16 protein-coding genes are annotated in these 17,060 nt (G+C 74.2%); 7 read left to right on the plus strand and 9 right to left on the minus strand.

Translation table 11 applies throughout. From position 1 onward, the window contains the following. Window positions 1–160: 160 nt before the first annotated feature. Window positions 161–979, minus strand: a complete 819-nt coding sequence (locus ACH4FX_RS14430; protein WP_398478646.1) for an SDR family oxidoreductase — start codon at window positions 977–979, stop codon at window positions 161–163. Window positions 980–1,165: 186 nt separating this feature from the next. Then, window positions 1,166–2,107, minus strand: a complete 942-nt coding sequence (locus tag ACH4FX_RS14435) for a DUF4429 domain-containing protein (RefSeq protein WP_398478648.1) — start codon at window positions 2,105–2,107, stop codon at window positions 1,166–1,168. A gap of 194 nt (window positions 2,108–2,301) precedes the next feature. On the opposite strand from ACH4FX_RS14435, the gene ACH4FX_RS14440 reads away from it, so the two are divergent. After that, window positions 2,302–3,981: an alkaline phosphatase D family protein gene (locus ACH4FX_RS14440; RefSeq protein ID WP_398478650.1), complete on the plus strand. Its 1,680-nt coding sequence runs from the start codon at window positions 2,302–2,304 to the stop codon at window positions 3,979–3,981. Here the strand turns inward: ACH4FX_RS14440 and ACH4FX_RS14445 are convergent. After that, complete coding sequence (locus ACH4FX_RS14445; protein WP_398478995.1) at window positions 3,968–4,447, minus strand: GNAT family N-acetyltransferase; 480 nt, start codon at window positions 4,445–4,447, stop codon at window positions 3,968–3,970. The two genes, ACH4FX_RS14440 and ACH4FX_RS14445, sit on opposite strands and share 14 nt — an antisense overlap. A 242-nt stretch (window positions 4,448–4,689) precedes the next feature. On the opposite strand from ACH4FX_RS14445, the gene ACH4FX_RS14450 reads away from it, so the two are divergent. From ACH4FX_RS14450 to ACH4FX_RS14460, 3 genes are read left to right on the plus strand one after another with little or no spacing between them, the layout of a single operon-like run. Then, window positions 4,690–6,009, plus strand: coding sequence for a multidrug effflux MFS transporter (locus ACH4FX_RS14450; RefSeq protein WP_398478652.1), 1,320 nt, complete (start codon window positions 4,690–4,692; stop codon window positions 6,007–6,009). Window positions 6,010–6,065: 56 nt separating this feature from the next. Continuing rightward, the gene (locus ACH4FX_RS14455; protein ID WP_398478654.1) at window positions 6,066–7,178 is read left to right on the plus strand and encodes a serine hydrolase domain-containing protein; all 1,113 of its coding nucleotides are present in this window, start codon (window positions 6,066–6,068) and stop codon (window positions 7,176–7,178) included. Window positions 7,179–7,188: 10 nt separating this feature from the next. Continuing rightward, the gene (locus ACH4FX_RS14460; RefSeq protein WP_398478656.1) at window positions 7,189–8,187 is read left to right on the plus strand and encodes a small ribosomal subunit Rsm22 family protein; all 999 of its coding nucleotides are present in this window, start codon (window positions 7,189–7,191) and stop codon (window positions 8,185–8,187) included. Between the two features lie 39 nt (window positions 8,188–8,226). On the opposite strand, the gene ddaH is transcribed toward ACH4FX_RS14460, so the two are convergent. Then, a complete protein-coding gene (gene ddaH / locus ACH4FX_RS14465; protein WP_398478658.1) occupies window positions 8,227–9,063 on the minus strand; it encodes a dimethylargininase in 837 nt (278 codons plus the stop codon). 107 nt (window positions 9,064–9,170) lie between these two features. Further along, complete coding sequence (locus ACH4FX_RS14470) at window positions 9,171–9,356, minus strand: DUF6243 family protein (RefSeq protein ID WP_398478660.1); 186 nt, start codon at window positions 9,354–9,356, stop codon at window positions 9,171–9,173. A gap of 124 nt (window positions 9,357–9,480) precedes the next feature. Between ACH4FX_RS14470 and ACH4FX_RS14475 the strand changes: the two genes are divergently transcribed. Next, on the plus strand, window positions 9,481–10,098 hold the full coding sequence (locus tag ACH4FX_RS14475; RefSeq protein ID WP_398478662.1) for a TetR/AcrR family transcriptional regulator: 618 nt from the start codon (window positions 9,481–9,483) through the stop codon (window positions 10,096–10,098). Between the two features lie 180 nt (window positions 10,099–10,278). Then, entirely contained in the window at window positions 10,279–11,022 is a 744-nt protein-coding gene (locus ACH4FX_RS14480; protein WP_398478664.1) for a bifunctional DNA primase/polymerase, read from the plus strand. Window positions 11,023–11,058: 36 nt separating this feature from the next. Here ACH4FX_RS14480 and ACH4FX_RS14485 read toward each other — a convergent pair whose 3' ends face one another. From ACH4FX_RS14485 to ACH4FX_RS14500, 4 genes are all read right to left on the minus strand, one after another. After that, window positions 11,059–12,036 carry a hypothetical protein gene (locus ACH4FX_RS14485; RefSeq protein WP_398478666.1) on the minus strand — a complete coding sequence of 326 codons (978 nt, stop codon included), beginning with the start codon at window positions 12,034–12,036 and terminating at the stop codon, window positions 11,059–11,061. A gap of 202 nt (window positions 12,037–12,238) precedes the next feature. Continuing rightward, the gene (locus tag ACH4FX_RS14490) at window positions 12,239–13,093 is read right to left on the minus strand and encodes a heme ABC transporter ATP-binding protein (protein ID WP_398478667.1); all 855 of its coding nucleotides are present in this window, start codon (window positions 13,091–13,093) and stop codon (window positions 12,239–12,241) included. After that, on the minus strand, window positions 13,090–14,304 hold the full coding sequence (locus tag ACH4FX_RS14495) for a FecCD family ABC transporter permease (protein ID WP_398478669.1): 1,215 nt from the start codon (window positions 14,302–14,304) through the stop codon (window positions 13,090–13,092). Before ACH4FX_RS14495 ends, ACH4FX_RS14490 begins: the two co-directional genes overlap by 4 nt. Window position 14,305: 1 nt before the next feature. Beyond that, window positions 14,306–15,361: a hemin ABC transporter substrate-binding protein gene (locus tag ACH4FX_RS14500; protein WP_398478997.1), complete on the minus strand. Its 1,056-nt coding sequence runs from the start codon at window positions 15,359–15,361 to the stop codon at window positions 14,306–14,308. 203 nt (window positions 15,362–15,564) lie between these two features. Between ACH4FX_RS14500 and ACH4FX_RS14505 the strand changes: the two genes are divergently transcribed. Further along, window positions 15,565–17,007, plus strand: a complete 1,443-nt coding sequence (locus ACH4FX_RS14505) for an HtaA domain-containing protein (protein ID WP_398478671.1) — start codon at window positions 15,565–15,567, stop codon at window positions 17,005–17,007. The last annotated feature ends 53 nt before the right edge of the window (window positions 17,008–17,060 follow it).

Genomic DNA, 17,060 nt, shown 5'->3' on the forward strand with positions numbered 1-17,060 from the left:
ATTCCGCGGCCCGGCAGATGAGCGGTGCGGATGGACGTGCGTCAGGAAGAGTCCCACCGGACGCGCCGTCTGTCAGGAGCACGGCGCGGGGAAGTCCGGAAGGCGGCCGGTGGCCGGCGAGGCGGTCCGGCGCGGTGGGCCGGCGGGCGGCCGACCGGTGTCAGCCGCGGCCGATGTACGGCATGGCCGTCGCCATCACCGTCGCGAACTGCACGTTCGCCCCCAGGGGCAGCTGCGCCATGTGCAGGACCGTGCGGGCCACGTCCGCCGCGTCCATCACCGGCTCGACCGCGGTGGTGCCGTTGGCCTGGAGGATTCCGGTCTGCATCCGGCCGGTCATCTCGGTCGCCGCGTTGCCGATGTCGAGCTGTCCGCAGGCGATGTCGTACGGGCGCCCGTCCAGGGACAGCGACTTGGTCAGGCCGGTCATCGCGTGCTTGGTGGCGGTGTAGGCGATCGAGTGCGGGCGCGGCACGTGCGCGGAGACCGAGCCGTTGTTGATGATGCGGCCGCCGCGCGGGTGCTGTTCCTTCATCATGCGGAAAGCCGCCTGGGCGCACAGGAAGGCGCCGGTGAGGTTGACGTCGACGACCTTGGACCAGTCGGCGTACGACAGCTCGTCGAGCGGTACCGGCGGGCCGAACGTACCGGCGTTGTTGAACAGCAGGTCCAGCCGGCCGAAGCGCTCGCGTACGGCGGCGAACAGGGCGTCCACCTGGTCGGGACGGGTCACGTCGGCCGGTACGCACAGGGTGGCGGGCGTGCCGGTGCCGGCGGGCCCGGCGGTGTCCGCGGCGGGTGCCGCCAGGCGGGCGGTCTCCTGGAGGGCGTCGGCGCGCCGCCCGGCGAGCACCACCGACCAGCCGGCCCCGGCCAGGGCCAGGGCTACGGCGCGGCCGATGCCGGAACCGGCGCCGGTGACCAGGGCGATCGGGGTGGGGGTGGTGCCGGAGGAGGCGCGGGTGTCGGGTGTCGTCATGGCGGCAGGGTAGGGCGGCCGGCGCCCGGCCGGGCAGCGGAGGCCGCGTTCCCCTCGCCTCGGCCGGGTAGCGGAGACCGCGTTCACCTTGCCCAGGCCGGGCGGCGGACGCCTCGGCTCCCTCCGCCCCGGCCGGGCGGCGGACGCTCGCTCACCCCGCCCCCGAGCGAGCCGTTGACGCCTCGCTCACCCCGCCCCGTGGAAGCTCTTGAGCACCGCGGCCTTGGCCGCGGCGAACTCCTCGGCGGTCAGGATGCCGCTCTGGTGGAGTTCGCCCAGCTCCCGCAGCCGGCGCAGGAGGACGTCGGCGTCCTCCCCGCCGCCCGTACCGCCGGCCCCCTTCTCCAGAGCCGCAGCCGCAGCCGGAGCCGCGTCCGAGCCCACGCCAGGGCCCCTGCCCGTCCCCACACCCGCCCTGCCCCCGCCCGACGGATGCGGCAGCCGTGCCGCGACCGCCGCCGCGAGCAGCGCCGTCTGGCCGCTCTCCTTCTTGAAGCCCCACAGTTCGATGGCGTTCGGGTCGTACTCCGGCTTCAGCGTCGGCGTGTGGCCCTTCGGCCGGAAGCGCAGATAGCCGGATTCCAGGCCGACGGCGGGGCGCCACTCGACCGCCTCCAGTTCGGTGAGGGCGAAGCTGCGGGTGCCCGCCTGCTTCTTGCTCTCGGTGGTGTTCCAGCGCCATTCGAGGTGCACCACCTGCCCGTCGAAGGTCGCCGTCCCGTCCACCCCCGCGGCGGACAGCGGCACGGCGGGCCCCGGCAGCAGGTAGCGGTCGGCGGGCCCGGTGTCCACCTGGTCGAGCAGCAGGGACCGGCGCACCTCGTCGGCGAAGTACTCGGCGACGCCGGTGCGGTCCGGGTCCACGGCCACCTGGTAGGGGTTCGCGTCGTCCGGCAGGCCGCCGCCGGTGACGTACAGCAGCGGATCGGCGCCGTCCCGCAGCCGCAGGCGCAACCGGCCGCCCTTGCGCGCCGGTTCGTACGCGATGCCGGCCAGCGCCGTGAGCGGTACGGAGATCTCGCCGAGGTCCTGCCGCAGCCGGTGCACGCCGCGGTCCCGCCCCGGCACGATCCGCACCTGCTCGCCGTCGAAGGACCACGTGCCGTCCCGCCCCATCAGCTCAGCCATGCCCCGAATCCTACGGAGCGGCCGGCCGGGCGGGGGACGGTAGGGCTCATGCGGTTCCGTGGGGAATGTCCGGCGCCGTCCGAACCGGGCGCAGAGATCACCGGCTTGTCATGTGTGCGTCGAACGCGGGACAGCGGTACGCCGTCCTCCGCCCCTCCAATCGCTGGTGACAACACCGGCCCAGGGAGGGGCAGATGGCCCGTCAAGGTCACTACGAGCAGGACGCGCGGCCCGCACAGGGGCCCCACGAGGTGCCGCACGGCCCGGAGCTGCGGGCCGCCGCCGCACAGCTCGCCCGGCGCCGCTTCCTCACCGGCACCGGGGCCGCCGCGGCGCTCGCCTTCGCGGTCAACCTGCCGGGCACCGGCGTCGCGTACGCCGCCGCCGAGGCCGACGCCCGCAAGATCACCGAGAACCCCTTCACGCTCGGGGTGGCCTCCGGCGACCCGTTGCCCGGTTCCGTCGTGCTGTGGACCCGGCTCGCCCCCAAGCCGTACGAGCCGGGCAGCGGCATGCCCAAGGCGCGCGTCACGGTGCGCTGGGAGGTCGCGTACGACGAGCGGTTCCGGCGGCTGGCGGGGCGCGGACGGGCCGAGGCGCATCCGGAGTTCAACCACGCGGTGCACATCGAGGCCACCGGCCTCGCGCCGGACCGCGTCTACTACTACCGCTTCCGGGCGGGCAACTGGATCAGCCCGGTGGGCCGCACCCGCACCGCGCCCGCGCGCGGCGCGAAGAACTCCGAACTGCGGCTGGGCGTCGTCTCCTGCCAGGCGTACCACGACGGCTACTACACCGCTCACCGGCACCTGGCCGCCGAAGACCTCGACGTCGTCTTCCACCTCGGCGACTACCTGTACGAGTACCCGGTGGACGCCGTCGGCGGCGCGCGCAAATACACCGACCGCAAGCTGCCCGCGCGCTTCAACCGCGAGACGGTGACGCTGGAGGACTACCGGCTGCGGTACGCGCTCTACAAGTCCGACCCCGACCTCCAGGCCGCGCACGCCGCGCACCCGTTCATCGTCACCTGGGACGACCACGAGGTGGAGAACAATTACGCCGACGACGTGAGCGAGAACAACGCCCCCAAGGGCGAGTTCCTGCTGCGCCGGGCCGCCGCCTACCGCGCGTACTGGGAGAACCAGCCGCTGCGCCGCCCGCAGCAGCCACACGGCCCGGACGCCCAGCTCTACCGGCGTATGCACTTCGGGCAGCTGGCCCAGTTCGACATCCTCGACACCCGCCAGTACCGCTCCGACCAGGCGTACGGCGACGGCTGGCGCACCCCGGGCCCCGAGTCCACCGACCCGAGGCGCACCCTGACCGGCGCGAAGCAGGAGCGCTGGCTGATCGACGGCTGGCGGTCCTCGTCCGCGCTGTGGAACGTGCTGCCGCAGCAGGTCACCTTCGCCGAGCGCCGCAACGCCACCGGCCCCGGCTACAAGCTCAGCATGGACTCCTGGGACGGCTACCCGGCCTCCCGCGAGCGGGTGCTGAAGGGGGCGGAGGCGGCCGGTGCGGACAACCTCGTCGTCCTGACCGGCGATGTGCACGTCCACTACGCTTTCGACATCAAGCGGGACTTCCGGGATGAGAAGTCGCGCACCGTGGGCGTGGAGTTCGTGACCACCTCGATCGCCAGCGGCGAGGACGGCGCGGACAAGCCGGCCAACTGGGGCACGTACATGGCGGCCAATCCGCACCTGAAGTTCTACAACGGCCGCCGTGGCTACGTGACCGTCACGCTGGACCGGGAGAAGGCCCGCGCCGACTTCCGCACGGTGTCGGCGGTCACCCGGCCGGGGGCGCCGGTGGTCACGGCGGGATCGTTCGTGTCCGAGGCGGGCAGCCCGGGGCTCAAGCCGGCCTGAGGCCCGTACGGGGCGCCGCGTAACAGCGGACGGCCACGGTCTGGCGCGGGCTCCACGCCTGCTCGACCGTGGCCATCAGCTCCCAGCCCAGCCGCTCGTACAGGGCCGCCGCGGCGATGTCGGACGCGACGACGTCGAGTACCGGATGCAGGCCGTGGTGCCGCGCTTCCCGCACCGCCCGGCCGATCAGCAGTGCGCCGATCCGGCGGCCCCGCGCCCACGGGGCGACGAACAGCCTGCCGACCACGGCGGTGGCCTCCCGCGTCGTCCCGTTCCGCTCGCTCCACAGCGTCGGGGCCAGGTCTCCCTCGCCGCTTCGCGACAGACCGACATGTCCGACGGGGCGTCCTTCGAGCTCGGCGACCCAGGAGCCCAGCAGGGGGCCACAGGACAGCCACGCGCCGGGCCGAGCAGGCCAGTTCACCGGATAGCCATCACGCCGGTGGACTTCCGCGAGGACCCGCACGCACTCCTCGACGTCGGCATCGGTCCTCCGCCGGACGCGGGGGCCCGGCCTCTCGGCAGGCGTTCCGGAGCTCTCGGTGTTCACTGCGGAATGGAAACACGGGCCCCGGTTTCCCCACCAGACACTTTCGATGCGCGTCCTAGGTCCGTGGTCCCCCTTCCAAGGTCCTGGCCGAAAGCGCGCCGGAGTCCGTTCCGTGCATGACACCATGGTCAAGACATCAATCATCCATGGAGAGACTCATGACGGACCCCGGCACCGGAACGACGGAGCCCCAGGACAGCGTTCCGATAGCCGAGCGGGACGTGGCGGCGCCGCCCGCCGCGTCCCGCCGTACCAGCCTGCTCGTCACCCTGATCCTCGGCGGCCTGACCGCGGTGCCGCCGCTCTCCATGGACATGTACCTCCCGGCCCTGCCGGAGGTCACCGAGGCGCTGCGCAGCCCGGCCGCCACCGTCCAGCTCACCCTGACCACCTGCCTCGCGGGCATGGCCCTGGGCCAGATGGTGGTCGGGCCGATGAGCGACAAGTGGGGGCGCCGCCGGCCGCTGCTTGCGGGCATGGTCGTCTACATCATCGCCACCGCGCTGTGCGCCCTGGCCACCAACGCCGAACTGCTCATCGCCTTCCGCCTGCTCCAGGGCCTGGCGGGCGCGGCCGGCATCGTCATCGCGCGGGCCGTGGTGCGCGACCTGTACGACGGCGTGGCGATGGCCCGCTTCTTCTCCACCCTGATGCTGATCTCCGGCGTCGCGCCCGTCGTGGCGCCGCTGATCGGCGGACAGATCCTGCGGATCACCGACTGGCGCGGCGTCTTCGCCGTGCTCACCGTGGTCGGTGTGCTGCTCACCCTGCTGGTCTGGCGCCGGCTGCACGAGACGCTGCCGCCCGCGAAGCGGCACTCCGGCGGTCTGGGCGAGGCGCTGCGCACCATGCGCTCCCTGCTCGCCGACCGCGCCTTCTCCGGCTACCTGGTCGTCGGCGCGTTCGCCTTCGCCGCGCTGTTCGCGTACATCTCCGCCTCCCCGTTCGTGATCCAGGAGATCTACGGCGCCTCCCCGCAGACCTTCAGCCTGCTGTTCGGCGTCAACTCCGTGGGTCTGGTCCTGGTCGGCCAGATCAACGGCAAGGTGCTGGTCGGCCGGGTCAGCCTGGACGTGGTGCTGGGCATCGGGCTGGCCCTGATCACGGGCGCCGCGACGGCTCTGCTGCTGATGGCGGGCGGCGTCTTCGGCGAGGTCGGGCTGTGGCCGATGGCCGCCGGACTGTTCGTCCTGATGTCCGCGATGGGCCTGGTCATGCCGTCGGCGAACACCAAGGCGCTGCTGCGCTCCGGGCACGCCGCGGGCTCCGCCTCGGCCCTGCTGGGCACCTCCACCTTCCTCCTGGGCTCCGTCGCCTCGCCGCTGGTCGGCATCGCGGGCGAGCACACCGCCGTACCGATGGCGGTGGTCCAGCTCTCCTGTGGCGTTCTGGCGCTGCTGAGCTTCCTGGGACTGTGCCGCCCGTGGCAGCGTAGGGAGGAGACCGCCACCGGGACCGGTGAGAGGACCAGGCTCTGAACGCACCCAGACTGCGATACGGCAGCCCCGCCGCGGCGGGGCTGGACCCCGCCTTGATGGGGCGCCTGGTCCGCGGGGTGCGGGAGGCGACCGAGGGCCCCGCGCCCTGGTGCGCGGGCGCCGTGGTGCTGGCCGGGCGCGGCCCGGTGGTCGCCGCGGAGGAGGCGGCGGGCTGGGCGCTGCGCTACGCGGGCTACGACCCGGAGCGCGACCGCGGCGTGGAACTGCCCCGGGACCGCTGGGAGCCGGCGCGTGTCGGCACGGTCTTCGACCTGGCCTCGCTGACCAAGCTGTACACCGCCATCGTGGCGGTGCAGCAGGCCGAGCGGGGCCGACTGGACCTGGACGCCGGGGCGGACCGGTGGCTGCCGGGCTTCGCCGCCGGGATCACCGTCCGCAGCCTGCTCACCCACACCTCGGGCCTGCGCCCGGAACTGCCGTTCTACGAGCGGCGGGGACGCGCGGCCCAGCTGGCGCTGCTGTGGGAGGAGGCCGCGGCGCCCGCCGGGCCGCCCGGCGGCGCGTACCGCTACTCCGACCTCAACCTCATCGCCCTCCAGCTGATCCTGGAGCGGCTCACCGGGCAGCGGCTGGACGCCCTCGTGGCGGAGGGGATCACCGGCCCGCTCGGGATGACCAGTACGGCGTACGGGCCGCTGGCCCCGGCGGGTGTGGCCGCGACCGAGGACCAGCGGCGGCCGTGGGCCAAGGCGGACCGCGGCCTGGTGCGCGGCGCGGTGCACGACGAGAACGCGTGGGCGCTGGGCGGCGTCGCCGGGCACGCGGGCCTGTTCTCCACGGCGCAGGACCTGGCGGTGCTGTGCCGGACGCTGCTGAGCGGGGGCGCGTACGGGAAGGCCCGCATCCTGGGCGCGGAGTCGGTGGCGCTGCTGCTGGACCCGCCGGGGCTCGGCTTCGGCGTGGACCAGCCGTATTTCATGGGCGAACTGGCGGGGCGCGGCGCGGCCGGGCACACCGGGTTCACCGGCACGAGCCTGGTGCTGGACCGGGCGACCGACACGTTCCTGGTGCTGCTGGCCAACACGGTCCATCCGCGGCGGCGCCCGGCGGACAGCGCGCCGCGGGCGGCGGCCGCGACCCGGCTGGCACGGGCGGTACGGGCGGGGCCGGCCGGACGGCACGGCAGAACCGCCGCCCCCGCCCCGTAAAATTGCCGGAATGCACGACGAACTGCGCGCCGCACTGGCCGGCCTGCTCGACGGCCTGCCGCCCACGCAGGCCGCGCGGGCCGTCGACCGGCTGATCGCCAACTACCGCGGCCGGACCCCGACCGACAGCCCGGTGCTCCGCGACCGCGCGGACGTCGCCGCGTACGCCGCCTACCGGATGCCCGCCACCTTCGAGGCCGTTCGGCACGCCCTGGACGCCTTCGCGGCGCGGCTGCCGCGCTGGTCGCCCGCCACCCACGTGGACATCGGCGGCGGCACCGGCGCCGCGAGCTGGGCGGTGGCGGCCACCTGGACCGGCCACCGCACCACCGTCTACGACTGGGCCGAGCCGGCGCTGGAGCTGGGCCGCGAGCTGGCGGCCGGGGTGCTGCCGGAGACCGACTGGCAGCGCCGGGTCATCGGCGCGGGCATGGCCGTGCCCGAGGACACGGACCTGGTCACCGTCTCGTACGTGCTGGGGGAGCTGCGCCCGCAGGACCGCCGGGCGGTCGTCGAGGCGGCGGCCGGCGCGCGGGCCGCTGTGCTGATCGAGCCCGGCACCCCGGACGGCTACCTGCGCATCCGCGAGGCCCGCGAGCAGCTGACGGACGCCGGGCTGCGGATCGTCGCCCCGTGCCCGCACAGCGGCGCGTGCCCGATCGTGCCGGGCGAGGACTGGTGCCACATGTCCGCCCGGGTGGCCCGCTCCTCGCTGCACCGGCAGGTCAAGGGGGGATCGCTGCCGTACGAGGACGAGAAGTTCAGCTACGTGGCGGCGGTGCGGCCTGAGGTGGCCGACGAGGCCGCGGGGGCCGCGGGTGGTACGGCGGCTGGTTCTGCCCCGTCCCGGATCGTCCGCAAGCCCCAGCTCCGCAAGGGACAGGTCCTGCTGGACCTCTGTACGGAGCAGGGGCTGCGGCGCGACACGGTCACCAAGCGGCACGGCGACCGCTACAAGGCCGCCCGCGACGCCGAGTGGGGCGACGCCTGGGAGCGGCCGGCCGGCTGACCGCCGCTCCGGGGCCGCGCCGCGGGCCGGCCGCTCCTCCTACGCGGGGGCCGGGCGCAGCTCCTGTGTGCAGCACTTGACGCTGCCGCCGCCCTTGAGCAGCTCGGTCAGGTCCATGCCGACCGGCTCGTACCCGCGCTCCCGCAGCGGCTCGAACAGCCCCACCGCGGCCTGCGGCAGCAGTACGTGCCGGCCGTCGCTGACCGCGTTCAGCCCGAACGCCTCCGCGTCCGCCCGCGAGGCGATCAGGGCGTCGGGGAAGAGCCGGGCCAGCACGGCCCGGCTGCCCGCCGAGAAGGCGCCCGGGTAGTACATGACCTCCGAGTCCGTCGCGTCGTCCAGGACGCACAGCGCCGTGTCGAGGTGGTAGTAGCGCGGGTCGACCAGGTCGAGGCCGATCACCGGGCGGCCGAAGTACTCCTGCGCCTCGGCGTGCGAGAGCGGGCTGCTGCGGAAGCCGCGCCCGGCCAGCAGCCAGGAGGCGGTGACCGCGAAGTCGCCCTCCGCCTCGTTGACGTTCTCCGGCTCCCGGACCTCGGTGAAGCCGTGCTCGCGGAACCATGCGGCGTGCACGGCGGCCTCGCCGCGCCGCTCCTCGAAGGCGAACCGCGCGCCCAGCACCCGGCCGTCCACGACGGTGGCGCCGTTGGCGGCGAAGACCATGTCCGGCAGGTCCGGGCGGGGGCGCAGCTCCTCGACGGTGTGTCCGAGCGCGCGGTAGCGGTCGCGCAGCACCTCCCACTGGGCGAGGGCCAGCGGCAGATCGACGGGTTTGTCCGGGTCCATCCAGGGGTTGATGGAGTAGCTGACCCGGAAGTGGGCCGGCGGGCACATCAAGTAGCGCCGGGGTCGGGCGCTGCGCCGGGGTGTACGCAAGGACGGCTCCTCACGGTGGACGGGACGCGGGATGCGCACGAGGCACGTACGCGCTCAAATCGTCCACCGGGAGGAGCCGGTTGCGCAGTGATCCGATCGGGTGATTTTCACTTCTGACGGGTTTGTCCGCCGCGTTGTTCCTGGAGTTTGCGCAGCAGGGCCCGCCGCTGCGCCATCGGGTCCGTGCCGCCGCCCACACCGCCGCCGCCCCGGCCGCCGCGCAGCGCGCCGCGGGAGAGCTTGCTGCGGGTGCCGCCGACGCCGAGCATGCCGCCCGCGTTTCCCTTGCTCATGGGGTCGTCTCCTTCGTCCGCCGACTGGCGAGACGTTGCGTCTCGCTCGCTGTCGAGTCTGCGACGAGACGTATCGTCTTGTCAAGACGATACGTCTCGGCTCATGGCTGGCTAGACTCCGCCCATGGCCAACAAGACAGCGCCCGACTCCACCCGCCGCAGCGAACGCTCGCGCCGCGCCATCTACGAAGCGGCCCTCGCCCTCGTCGGCGAGGTCGGCTACGACAAGCTCACGATCGAGGGCATCGCGGCCCGCGCCGGCGTCGGCAAGCAGACGATCTACCGCTGGTGGCCCTCGAAGGCCGCCGTCCTGCTGGACGCCTTCACCCAGGACGTCGAGGGCTACGAGGCCGGACTGCCGGACACCGGCGACCTCGCCGCCGACCTCAAGTTCGTGCTGCGGGCCACCGCCGACGAGTTCAACGACGAGAAGTGGCAGGCCCCCTACCGTGCGCTCGCGGCGGCCGGGGCGAACGACGCGGAGCTGTCGGCCCGGTTCGTCGAGCGGCTGCTGGAGCCCGGCATCAGGGTCTACGTCGACCGGATGCGGGCCGCCCGGGAGCGGGGGGAGATCGGTCCGGACGTGGACGTGCGGGTGGCGGCGGAACTGGTGCTGAGCCCGTTCTCGCAGCGCTGGCTGATGCGGACCGGGGAGCTGACGTACGAGTTCGTGGACACGCTGGTCGACCTGGTCCTCGCCGGTCTGCGGCCCCGGGCGCCCCGGAGCGGCACGTCCGGGTGAGGCGCGGGAATACCACCGGGGGCGCGGAAGGTAAAGGAAGATGAACGAATCAGGGTGGATACCGACCGGATTGGTGGTATTCGCCCGTTCATCGGTCACCCCGGATCCGTACTCCGGTCACCCGAGGAGGAGGATGGTGGCAGCATTGATCCCAGACCACCGCTCGAAGTGAGGGGATAGATGGAACGCAAGAGCAGGTTCTCCCAGTGGCTTCGCCGGCCGAGGAGCGGTTCGGACGGCGGCGATACGGACACGGGATCAGCGGCGCAAGGCCGCGAGGACCTGCTGCTGGCGGTCGCCGACGCGGGTTTCCCGCTCGCCCCGGCGGCCCACCCCTCCGGCTACGGCTGTTCCTGTGAGCGCATCGGCTGTCCCACGCCCGGCCGGCACCCCGTCTCCTTCGGCTGGCAGACCGTCGCCAGCACCGACCGGGAGAAGGTCGCCGCCTGGGCGCGCGCCTATCCGCAGGCCAATTTCATCACCGCCACCGGCATCGCCCACGACGTACTGGACGTCCCCGCCGAGGCGGGCCGCAGCGCGCTGGAGCGGCTGGAGGCGGCCGGCATCGAGGTCGGGCCGGTCGCGCTGAGCGGCGCGGCGTTCGGCGAGGGCCGGATGCTGTTCTTCACCGCCACCCGCGGCACCCCGGACGACGAGGACGAGTGGTGGCCCTGCGAACTGGACTGCCATCCGGAGACGATGGACGAGCATCCGGGCCTGCGCTGGCACTGCCGCGGCAGCTACGTGCTCCTGCCGCCCTCCCGGCTGCCCGGTGACCAGCCCGCGGTGTCCTGGCTGCGCGGCCCCGAGCGGCCGGTGCCCGACCCGCTGACCCTCCTGGAGACGCTCACCGACGCCTGTGCGGAGTACGCGGACCAGCACGACCACGACCACGAGGCGGAGGCCTGGCCGATCGGCCGCTGACGCCGGTGCGCGGCACCGCGCCCCGCCGCCCGCCGCCTACAGCGACTTGGCGGACGTCTTCGCCTCCAGCCGGTGCAGGAAGGCCACCTTCTCCGGGGCGCCCGCGGCCGGGACCTTCACCACCTGTTCCGACAGGGTCGTGAAGGTCATCCGGTCGGACGACTTCGCCGGACCGTCCATGATCCCCTTTATCTCCGGGGGAATGTTGATCCGCGAGCCCTCGGCGACGGTCTTCTGCTGGTGGTAGTAGGTCGAGAAGAAGACCAGCGCCCCGCCGTCCTTGGTGCGCAGCGCGACCGGCGCGAAACCGGACGGCTGGTCCTCGTACTGGATGCGGGCGCCCGGCTGCCGGCCCTGCTGCTCGCGCAGCGTCCGCCACCGGTCGGTGTGCGGCCCCGGGGCGAAGAGCCCGCCCTTGCCGGTGTTCAGGTACGTCGCGTACGCCTTGCCCAGCCCGCCCGGGGCGATCTTCAGTCCGGAGTCCTTGGCGTCGGCCGGCACCACCTCGGCGTAGCCGTCCCGGTCCGTCTTGAACTGCGGCACCTGCTGGTCGCTCAGCGTGGAGAGGTAGCTCGCCTTCCACTTGGCGCCCACGGCGTCCCGGGTGAACACCAGGAACCACCGCGCGTTGTTGCGGTTGCTGACCGCGTCCGCGAGGAACACCTTCGGCCAGCCCGCCTGCCGGGGCACGGTGAAGTGCGGGCTGGTCAGCGTCAGCGGCGGGAACTTGGGATTGCCCTGCGGGCTGACCGCGTGCCCGGCCTTGGTGAGCGCCTGGTCGACGGCGAGCAGCGTGTCGGTCTCGTAGCCCGGGTTCAGCTTCGGGTCCAGCTTGCGGTTGGACGCGTTGAAACCGTCGACGAACTGCTGGACGGCCTTGGCGGCCTCCGCCTTCGACACCGCCGGCAGCATCTCCCGCTCGCCGTGCACGGTCATGCACCCGCTCAGCGTCAGCAGCGCCGCGCTCGCGGCGGTCAGCGCTACGGGCACCCGGAACGGCGACCTGCGTGTCATGGGGCTCGGGCTCCTTCGGGGCGACCGGGGGCCGGGGCGGCCTGGACGGCCGCCGGGGTGGCACGATTCGGCGCAACCCTACCGGGGGCGGGGAGCCGGGCGGGCGCGGGGACCGGGAACAGCGACCGCACCGTGACCTGGCGCGCTGCCCGCCCCGCCGGTCATACCGGGACGCGGCGGCCGGGCCCGGACCCGGCGCGGGTCAGGGGGCACGCACCGGCATGACCAGGGGAACGCCGGTGCGCGGGTGTCCGATCACCTCGACCGGCTGCCGGTAGACCCGGCTCAGCAGCCCGGCGCCGAACACCTCGGCGGGCGGGCCCTGCGCGGCGATCCGCCCGTCGTGCAGCAGGGCCGCCCGGTCCGCGTACGCCGCCGCCAGGCCCAGGTCGTGCAGGACCACCGCGACCGCGGCACCCGCCGCCGCCCGCTCCCGGCACAGCCGCAGCACCAGCTCCTGGTGGCGCAGGTCCAGTGCGGCGGTCGGCTCGTCGAGCAGCAGCAGCGGGGCGCGCTGCGCCAGGACGCGCGCCAGCGCGACCCGGGCCCGCTCGCCGCCGGACAGCGCGGAGAACGGCCGTCCCGCGAAGCCGGTCACCTCGGTCGCCGCCATCGCCTCCGCGACGGCGGCCTCGTCCTCGTCCTCGCGCGGCGTGCCCGACCAGGGCGCCCGGCCCATCCGTACGACCTCCGCCACCGTGAAGGGGAAGGACAGCGCGGCGGACTGCGGCAGGACCGACCGGCGCAGCGCGAGGTCGGGCGCGGTCCAGTCGGTGACCGGGCGGCCGTCGACACACACCTCCCCGGTGGCGGCGGGCAGGTCGGCGGCGAGCGCGGCGAGCAGCGTGGACTTGCCCGCGCCGTTCGGCCCGACGAGCGCCAGCACCCGGCCCGCGGTCACCTCCAGGTCCACCCCGTCCAGGACCGTCCGGCCGCCCATCCGTACGCCGAGGCCGCGGGCCCGTGCGTACGCCGTGCCGTCGGGAACGGGACCGGGCAGGGTGCGCGAGCGTCCCGCGGACCACCTGCCGAGCACCGGAATCCGGCCGCGGCTCATGCCCAGCCCCCTTGCTTGCGGCGGGTCCTGCGCAGCAGCCAGAAGAAGAACGGGCTGCCGAACAGAGCGGTCAGGACACCCAGCGGCAGCTCCGCGGGCTGGGCGGCCGTGCGGGCGGCGAGGTCGGCGAGGACGAGGACCAGGGCCCCACCCAGGGCGCTGCCCGGGATCAGGAAGCGGTGCCCGGGCCCGGCGGCCATCCGCAGCAGGTGCGGGACGAGCAGGCCGACGAAGGTGATGACACCGGCCACCGCCACGGCGGCGGCGGTGAGCAGGGCGACGACCAGGATGAGGACGACGCGCAGCCGTTCCACGTCCACGCCGAGGTGCCGGGCGGGGCGTTCGCCGAGCGCCAGGAGGTCGAGTCTGCGGGCATAGCAGGGCGCGACGGCCAGCCCGGCGACGGCGCAGGGCAGGACCGCCAGCACCTTGGGCCAGACGGCCTGGGACAGCGAACCGAGCTGCCAGAAGGTGATCTGCGAGACCTGCGCGTTGTCGGCGAAGAAGAGGAACAGGCCGATCAGCGCGCCCGCGAAGGCGTTCACCGCGATGCCGGTGAGGATCAGGGTGACGACCTCGGTCCGGCCGCCGGAGCGGGAGAGCGCGTAGACGATCAGGACGGTCAGCAGGCCGGTGGCGAACGCGCAGGCCGGCACCGTCCACGTACCGAGGAAGCCGAGGCCGAGCGCGATGGCGCCGACGGCACCGACCGCCGCGCCCGACGAGATGCCGATGACGCCCGGCTCGGCCAGCGGATTGCCGAACACGCCCTGCATGAGGGCGCCCGCGCAGCCGAGCGAGGAGCCGACCAGCAGCGCCAGGACGACCCGCGGCAGCCGCACGTTCCACAGCACGCTCTCGCCCACCCGGTCCAACTCGGTGCCGCCGAGGTGCAGATGGTGCAGGAGCGAGCCGAGGACGTCGCCGAGCGGGATGCGGTAGGCGCCGAGCCCGGCGGAGAGCAGACAGCCCGCGAGCAGGGCGAGGGCGAGGCCGGCGGTCAGGAGGGCGGTGCGGGGGAAGCGGTGGGCCGGCGGGGCGGTGGCCGGGGCGTCGGGGGCGCCCGCATCCGTACCGGCAGGTGCGTCCGGGCGCGCGCCCGGGCGGGGGCGGGTGTCCGCGCCCGGGCCCGTGTCCGTGCCCGGGCTGGTGCCCGCGCCCGGGCCCGTGTGCGAGCCCGTATCCGCGTCGGTGTGCGGAAGTGCCGTCATCTCACTTCCCCTCGGCGTGGATCTGCCGGACCAGGGAGCGCAGCACCGCGTCCGTCCGCGGCCCGAAGTTGAGCAGCACCCCGTCGTCGACGGCGGCCACCCGCCGGTCCATCCCGGCCGGTGTCTGCGCCACGCCGGGGATCTTCACCAGGCCGTCGATCCCGCCGACGGACTCCAGCCCCTTGCGCATCACCAGGATCACGTCCGGCGCGGCCTTCGCCAGTGCCTCGCTCGTGATCGGCGTGAAGTCCTTCGTCAGACCGGACTCCTTGCCCGCGTCGATGCCGCCGGCCGCCTCGATCAGCGAGTCCGCGCCGGACCCGGCGCCGCCGATGAGGTAGACGGAGGCCGAGCCGCGCAGGTAGAGGAAGGCCACCCGGGGGCGGTCGCCCGTGTGCGGGATGTCCTTCTCGACGGCCTTGATCCGCTGAGCGGTGCGCGACTTGAGCGCGTCGCCCGCCTTCCGTACGCCGAGAGCCGCCGCCACCGCGTCGATACGGGTGCCGACGTCGGCCATCCGGGTCGCCGGCTTGTACGTGACGACCGGGATGCCGGCCGCCCGTATCTGGCCGATGGCCTCGGCCGGTCCGGTGGAGGTGTCCGCCAGCACCACGTCGGGCTTGAGCGACAGCACGTTCTCCGCCGACACGTCGTGCGCGCGGGTCACCACGGGCAGCTTGGCGGCCTGTTCGAAGGTGGCGGTGATGTCGCGTGCGACGACCCGGTCGCCGAGTCCGAGGGAGAAGACGATCTCCGAGAGGGAGCCGGTGAGCGGCACGATCCGGTCGGCCTTGCGGACCGTCACGTCGTGGCCGTCGGCGGACGGCACGGTCGCGGGCAGTCCGGGCCGGGGCGCGGGGCCGGCCAGCGGCTCGACGCGGTCGGCGGCGGGCTTGGCGGCGGGCCGGTCGGTGGGAGCGGCGGTGTCCGTACCGCCGCCGCAGCCGGTGACCGCGAGGGCCAGGACGAGGGTGGCGGCCAGCGCGCCGGCGGGGCGGGACAGACGTCGGCGGACGGGCTCCGGGGACGGGCGCCGACGGTCCGGCTCCCGGGACAGAAGCCGGCGGCCCGGCCCCCGGAACAGGCGTCGGCGGACCGGCTCCCGGAAGGTTGCTGTCACTGTCCCGCCTTTCTGTGTACGCCGGTTGGCCGGTGTCCGGTGGTGCCGGGGAGGCTCCGGGCTGCTCCCGGGGTTCCGTAGGCAGCCGCGTTTAGCTTAGGTTAGCCTTACCTTAATCGCTAGCCCTGGAGGGGTCCCCGATGCTGCCGTTCAGACCGGCCCGCGGCCGCGGACGCGGCCGTGCCCGCGTGCTCGCCGCCGCCTTCCTGGTGGCGCTGCTGGGCACGCTGCTCCCCGCGCTGCCCGCGGACACCGCGCAGGCGGCGGCCCGGACGGTGGCGGGCGGGCGGCTGGACTGGGGTATCAAGTCCTCCTTCCAGTCCTATGTCACCGGGCCCATCGCGCACGGCAGTTGGAGCCTGACCGGCGGCGCCGCCACGGTCGGCGACAGCCGGTTCCGCTTCCACTCCGCCACCGGCGGCTACGACCCGGACAGCGGCGCCCTGACGGCGGGCTTCTCCGGCGGCGTCCACTTCACCGGCCACCGCAAGCCGGACGGCTCGTACGAACTGGACCTGACCATCAGCCGCCCCCGGGTCGCCGTCGCCGACGGACGCGGCACCCTCTTCGCCGACATGACCAGCAAGGAGAAGGGCACCGGCCGCGTCACCACGGCCGCCCGGGTGCCGCTGGCCACGCTCGACCTCGGGGGCCTGGACACCCGCGGCGGCGGCTCGCCGATCGCGCTCACCAACGTGCCCGCGAAGCTGACCGCACAGGGTGCGCGGGCCTTCGCCGGGTACTACACGGAGGGCACGCAGCTCGATCCGGTGAGCCTGTCGGCGGATGTACGGGCCGGTGCCGAGAGCCCGGCGCCTTCCCCGGAGGCCACCCCCTCCGGCGTCCCCGGCGCCAAGGACGCGGAGCGCGGCACCTTCACCGACGCCGCCGTCGACTGGGGCGTGCGCCGCACCTTCCGCGAGTACGTCACCGGCGGCATCGCCAAGGGCTCGTGGACGCTGAGCGACGGTGCCCAGGACGGCGGCGCGCTGTTCCGCTTCCCGCGCGGCAAGGGCACCTACGACGCCGAAAAGGGCACCCTGGAAGCGGTCTTCGCCGGCACCCTCCGCTTCACCGGCGAGAACCTGGACCTGACCCTCACCGCCGTCTCGGTCGAGGTGAAGGACGGCCGGGGCACCCTGGCCGCCGATGTCACCACCGGCGGTACGCGTACGGAGCACACCCCGCTGGCCACCTTCGAGGCCGGGCGGCTCACCCCGGAGAAGGGCCTGATCACCCTCACCGAGGCACCGGCGAAGCTGACGGCCGACGGCGCGAAGGCGTTCGGCGGCCTGTACCGGGCGGGCACCGGCATGGACCCCGTCTCGCTCGCCGTGGCCGTGGACGACAAGGCCACGCTCCCCGCCCTCCCCGACCTCGGCACCGACCCGAAGGCCGCCGCCGGGGACGGGAAGCGGGCGCACCAGGCCCCGGCCGCCGCACCGGCCGCCGACTCCTCCGCCGTCTCCGCCCGCACCGTCACCCTCCTCGTCGTGGCCGGCGTACTGCTCGTCGCCGTCGCCGCGTTCCTCGTCCTGCGCGCCCGCCGTCGTACGGCACCCACGGCGCCCCCGCAGGACTGACCCACCCGACCCCACCGCACCACCGTCCCCACCCCGCCCCCACCCAAGGAGAG

Origin of the sequence: Streptomyces sp. NPDC018019 (assembly GCF_044327805.1) — a bacterium.
Lineage (GTDB): Bacteria > Actinomycetota > Actinomycetes > Streptomycetales > Streptomycetaceae > Streptomyces.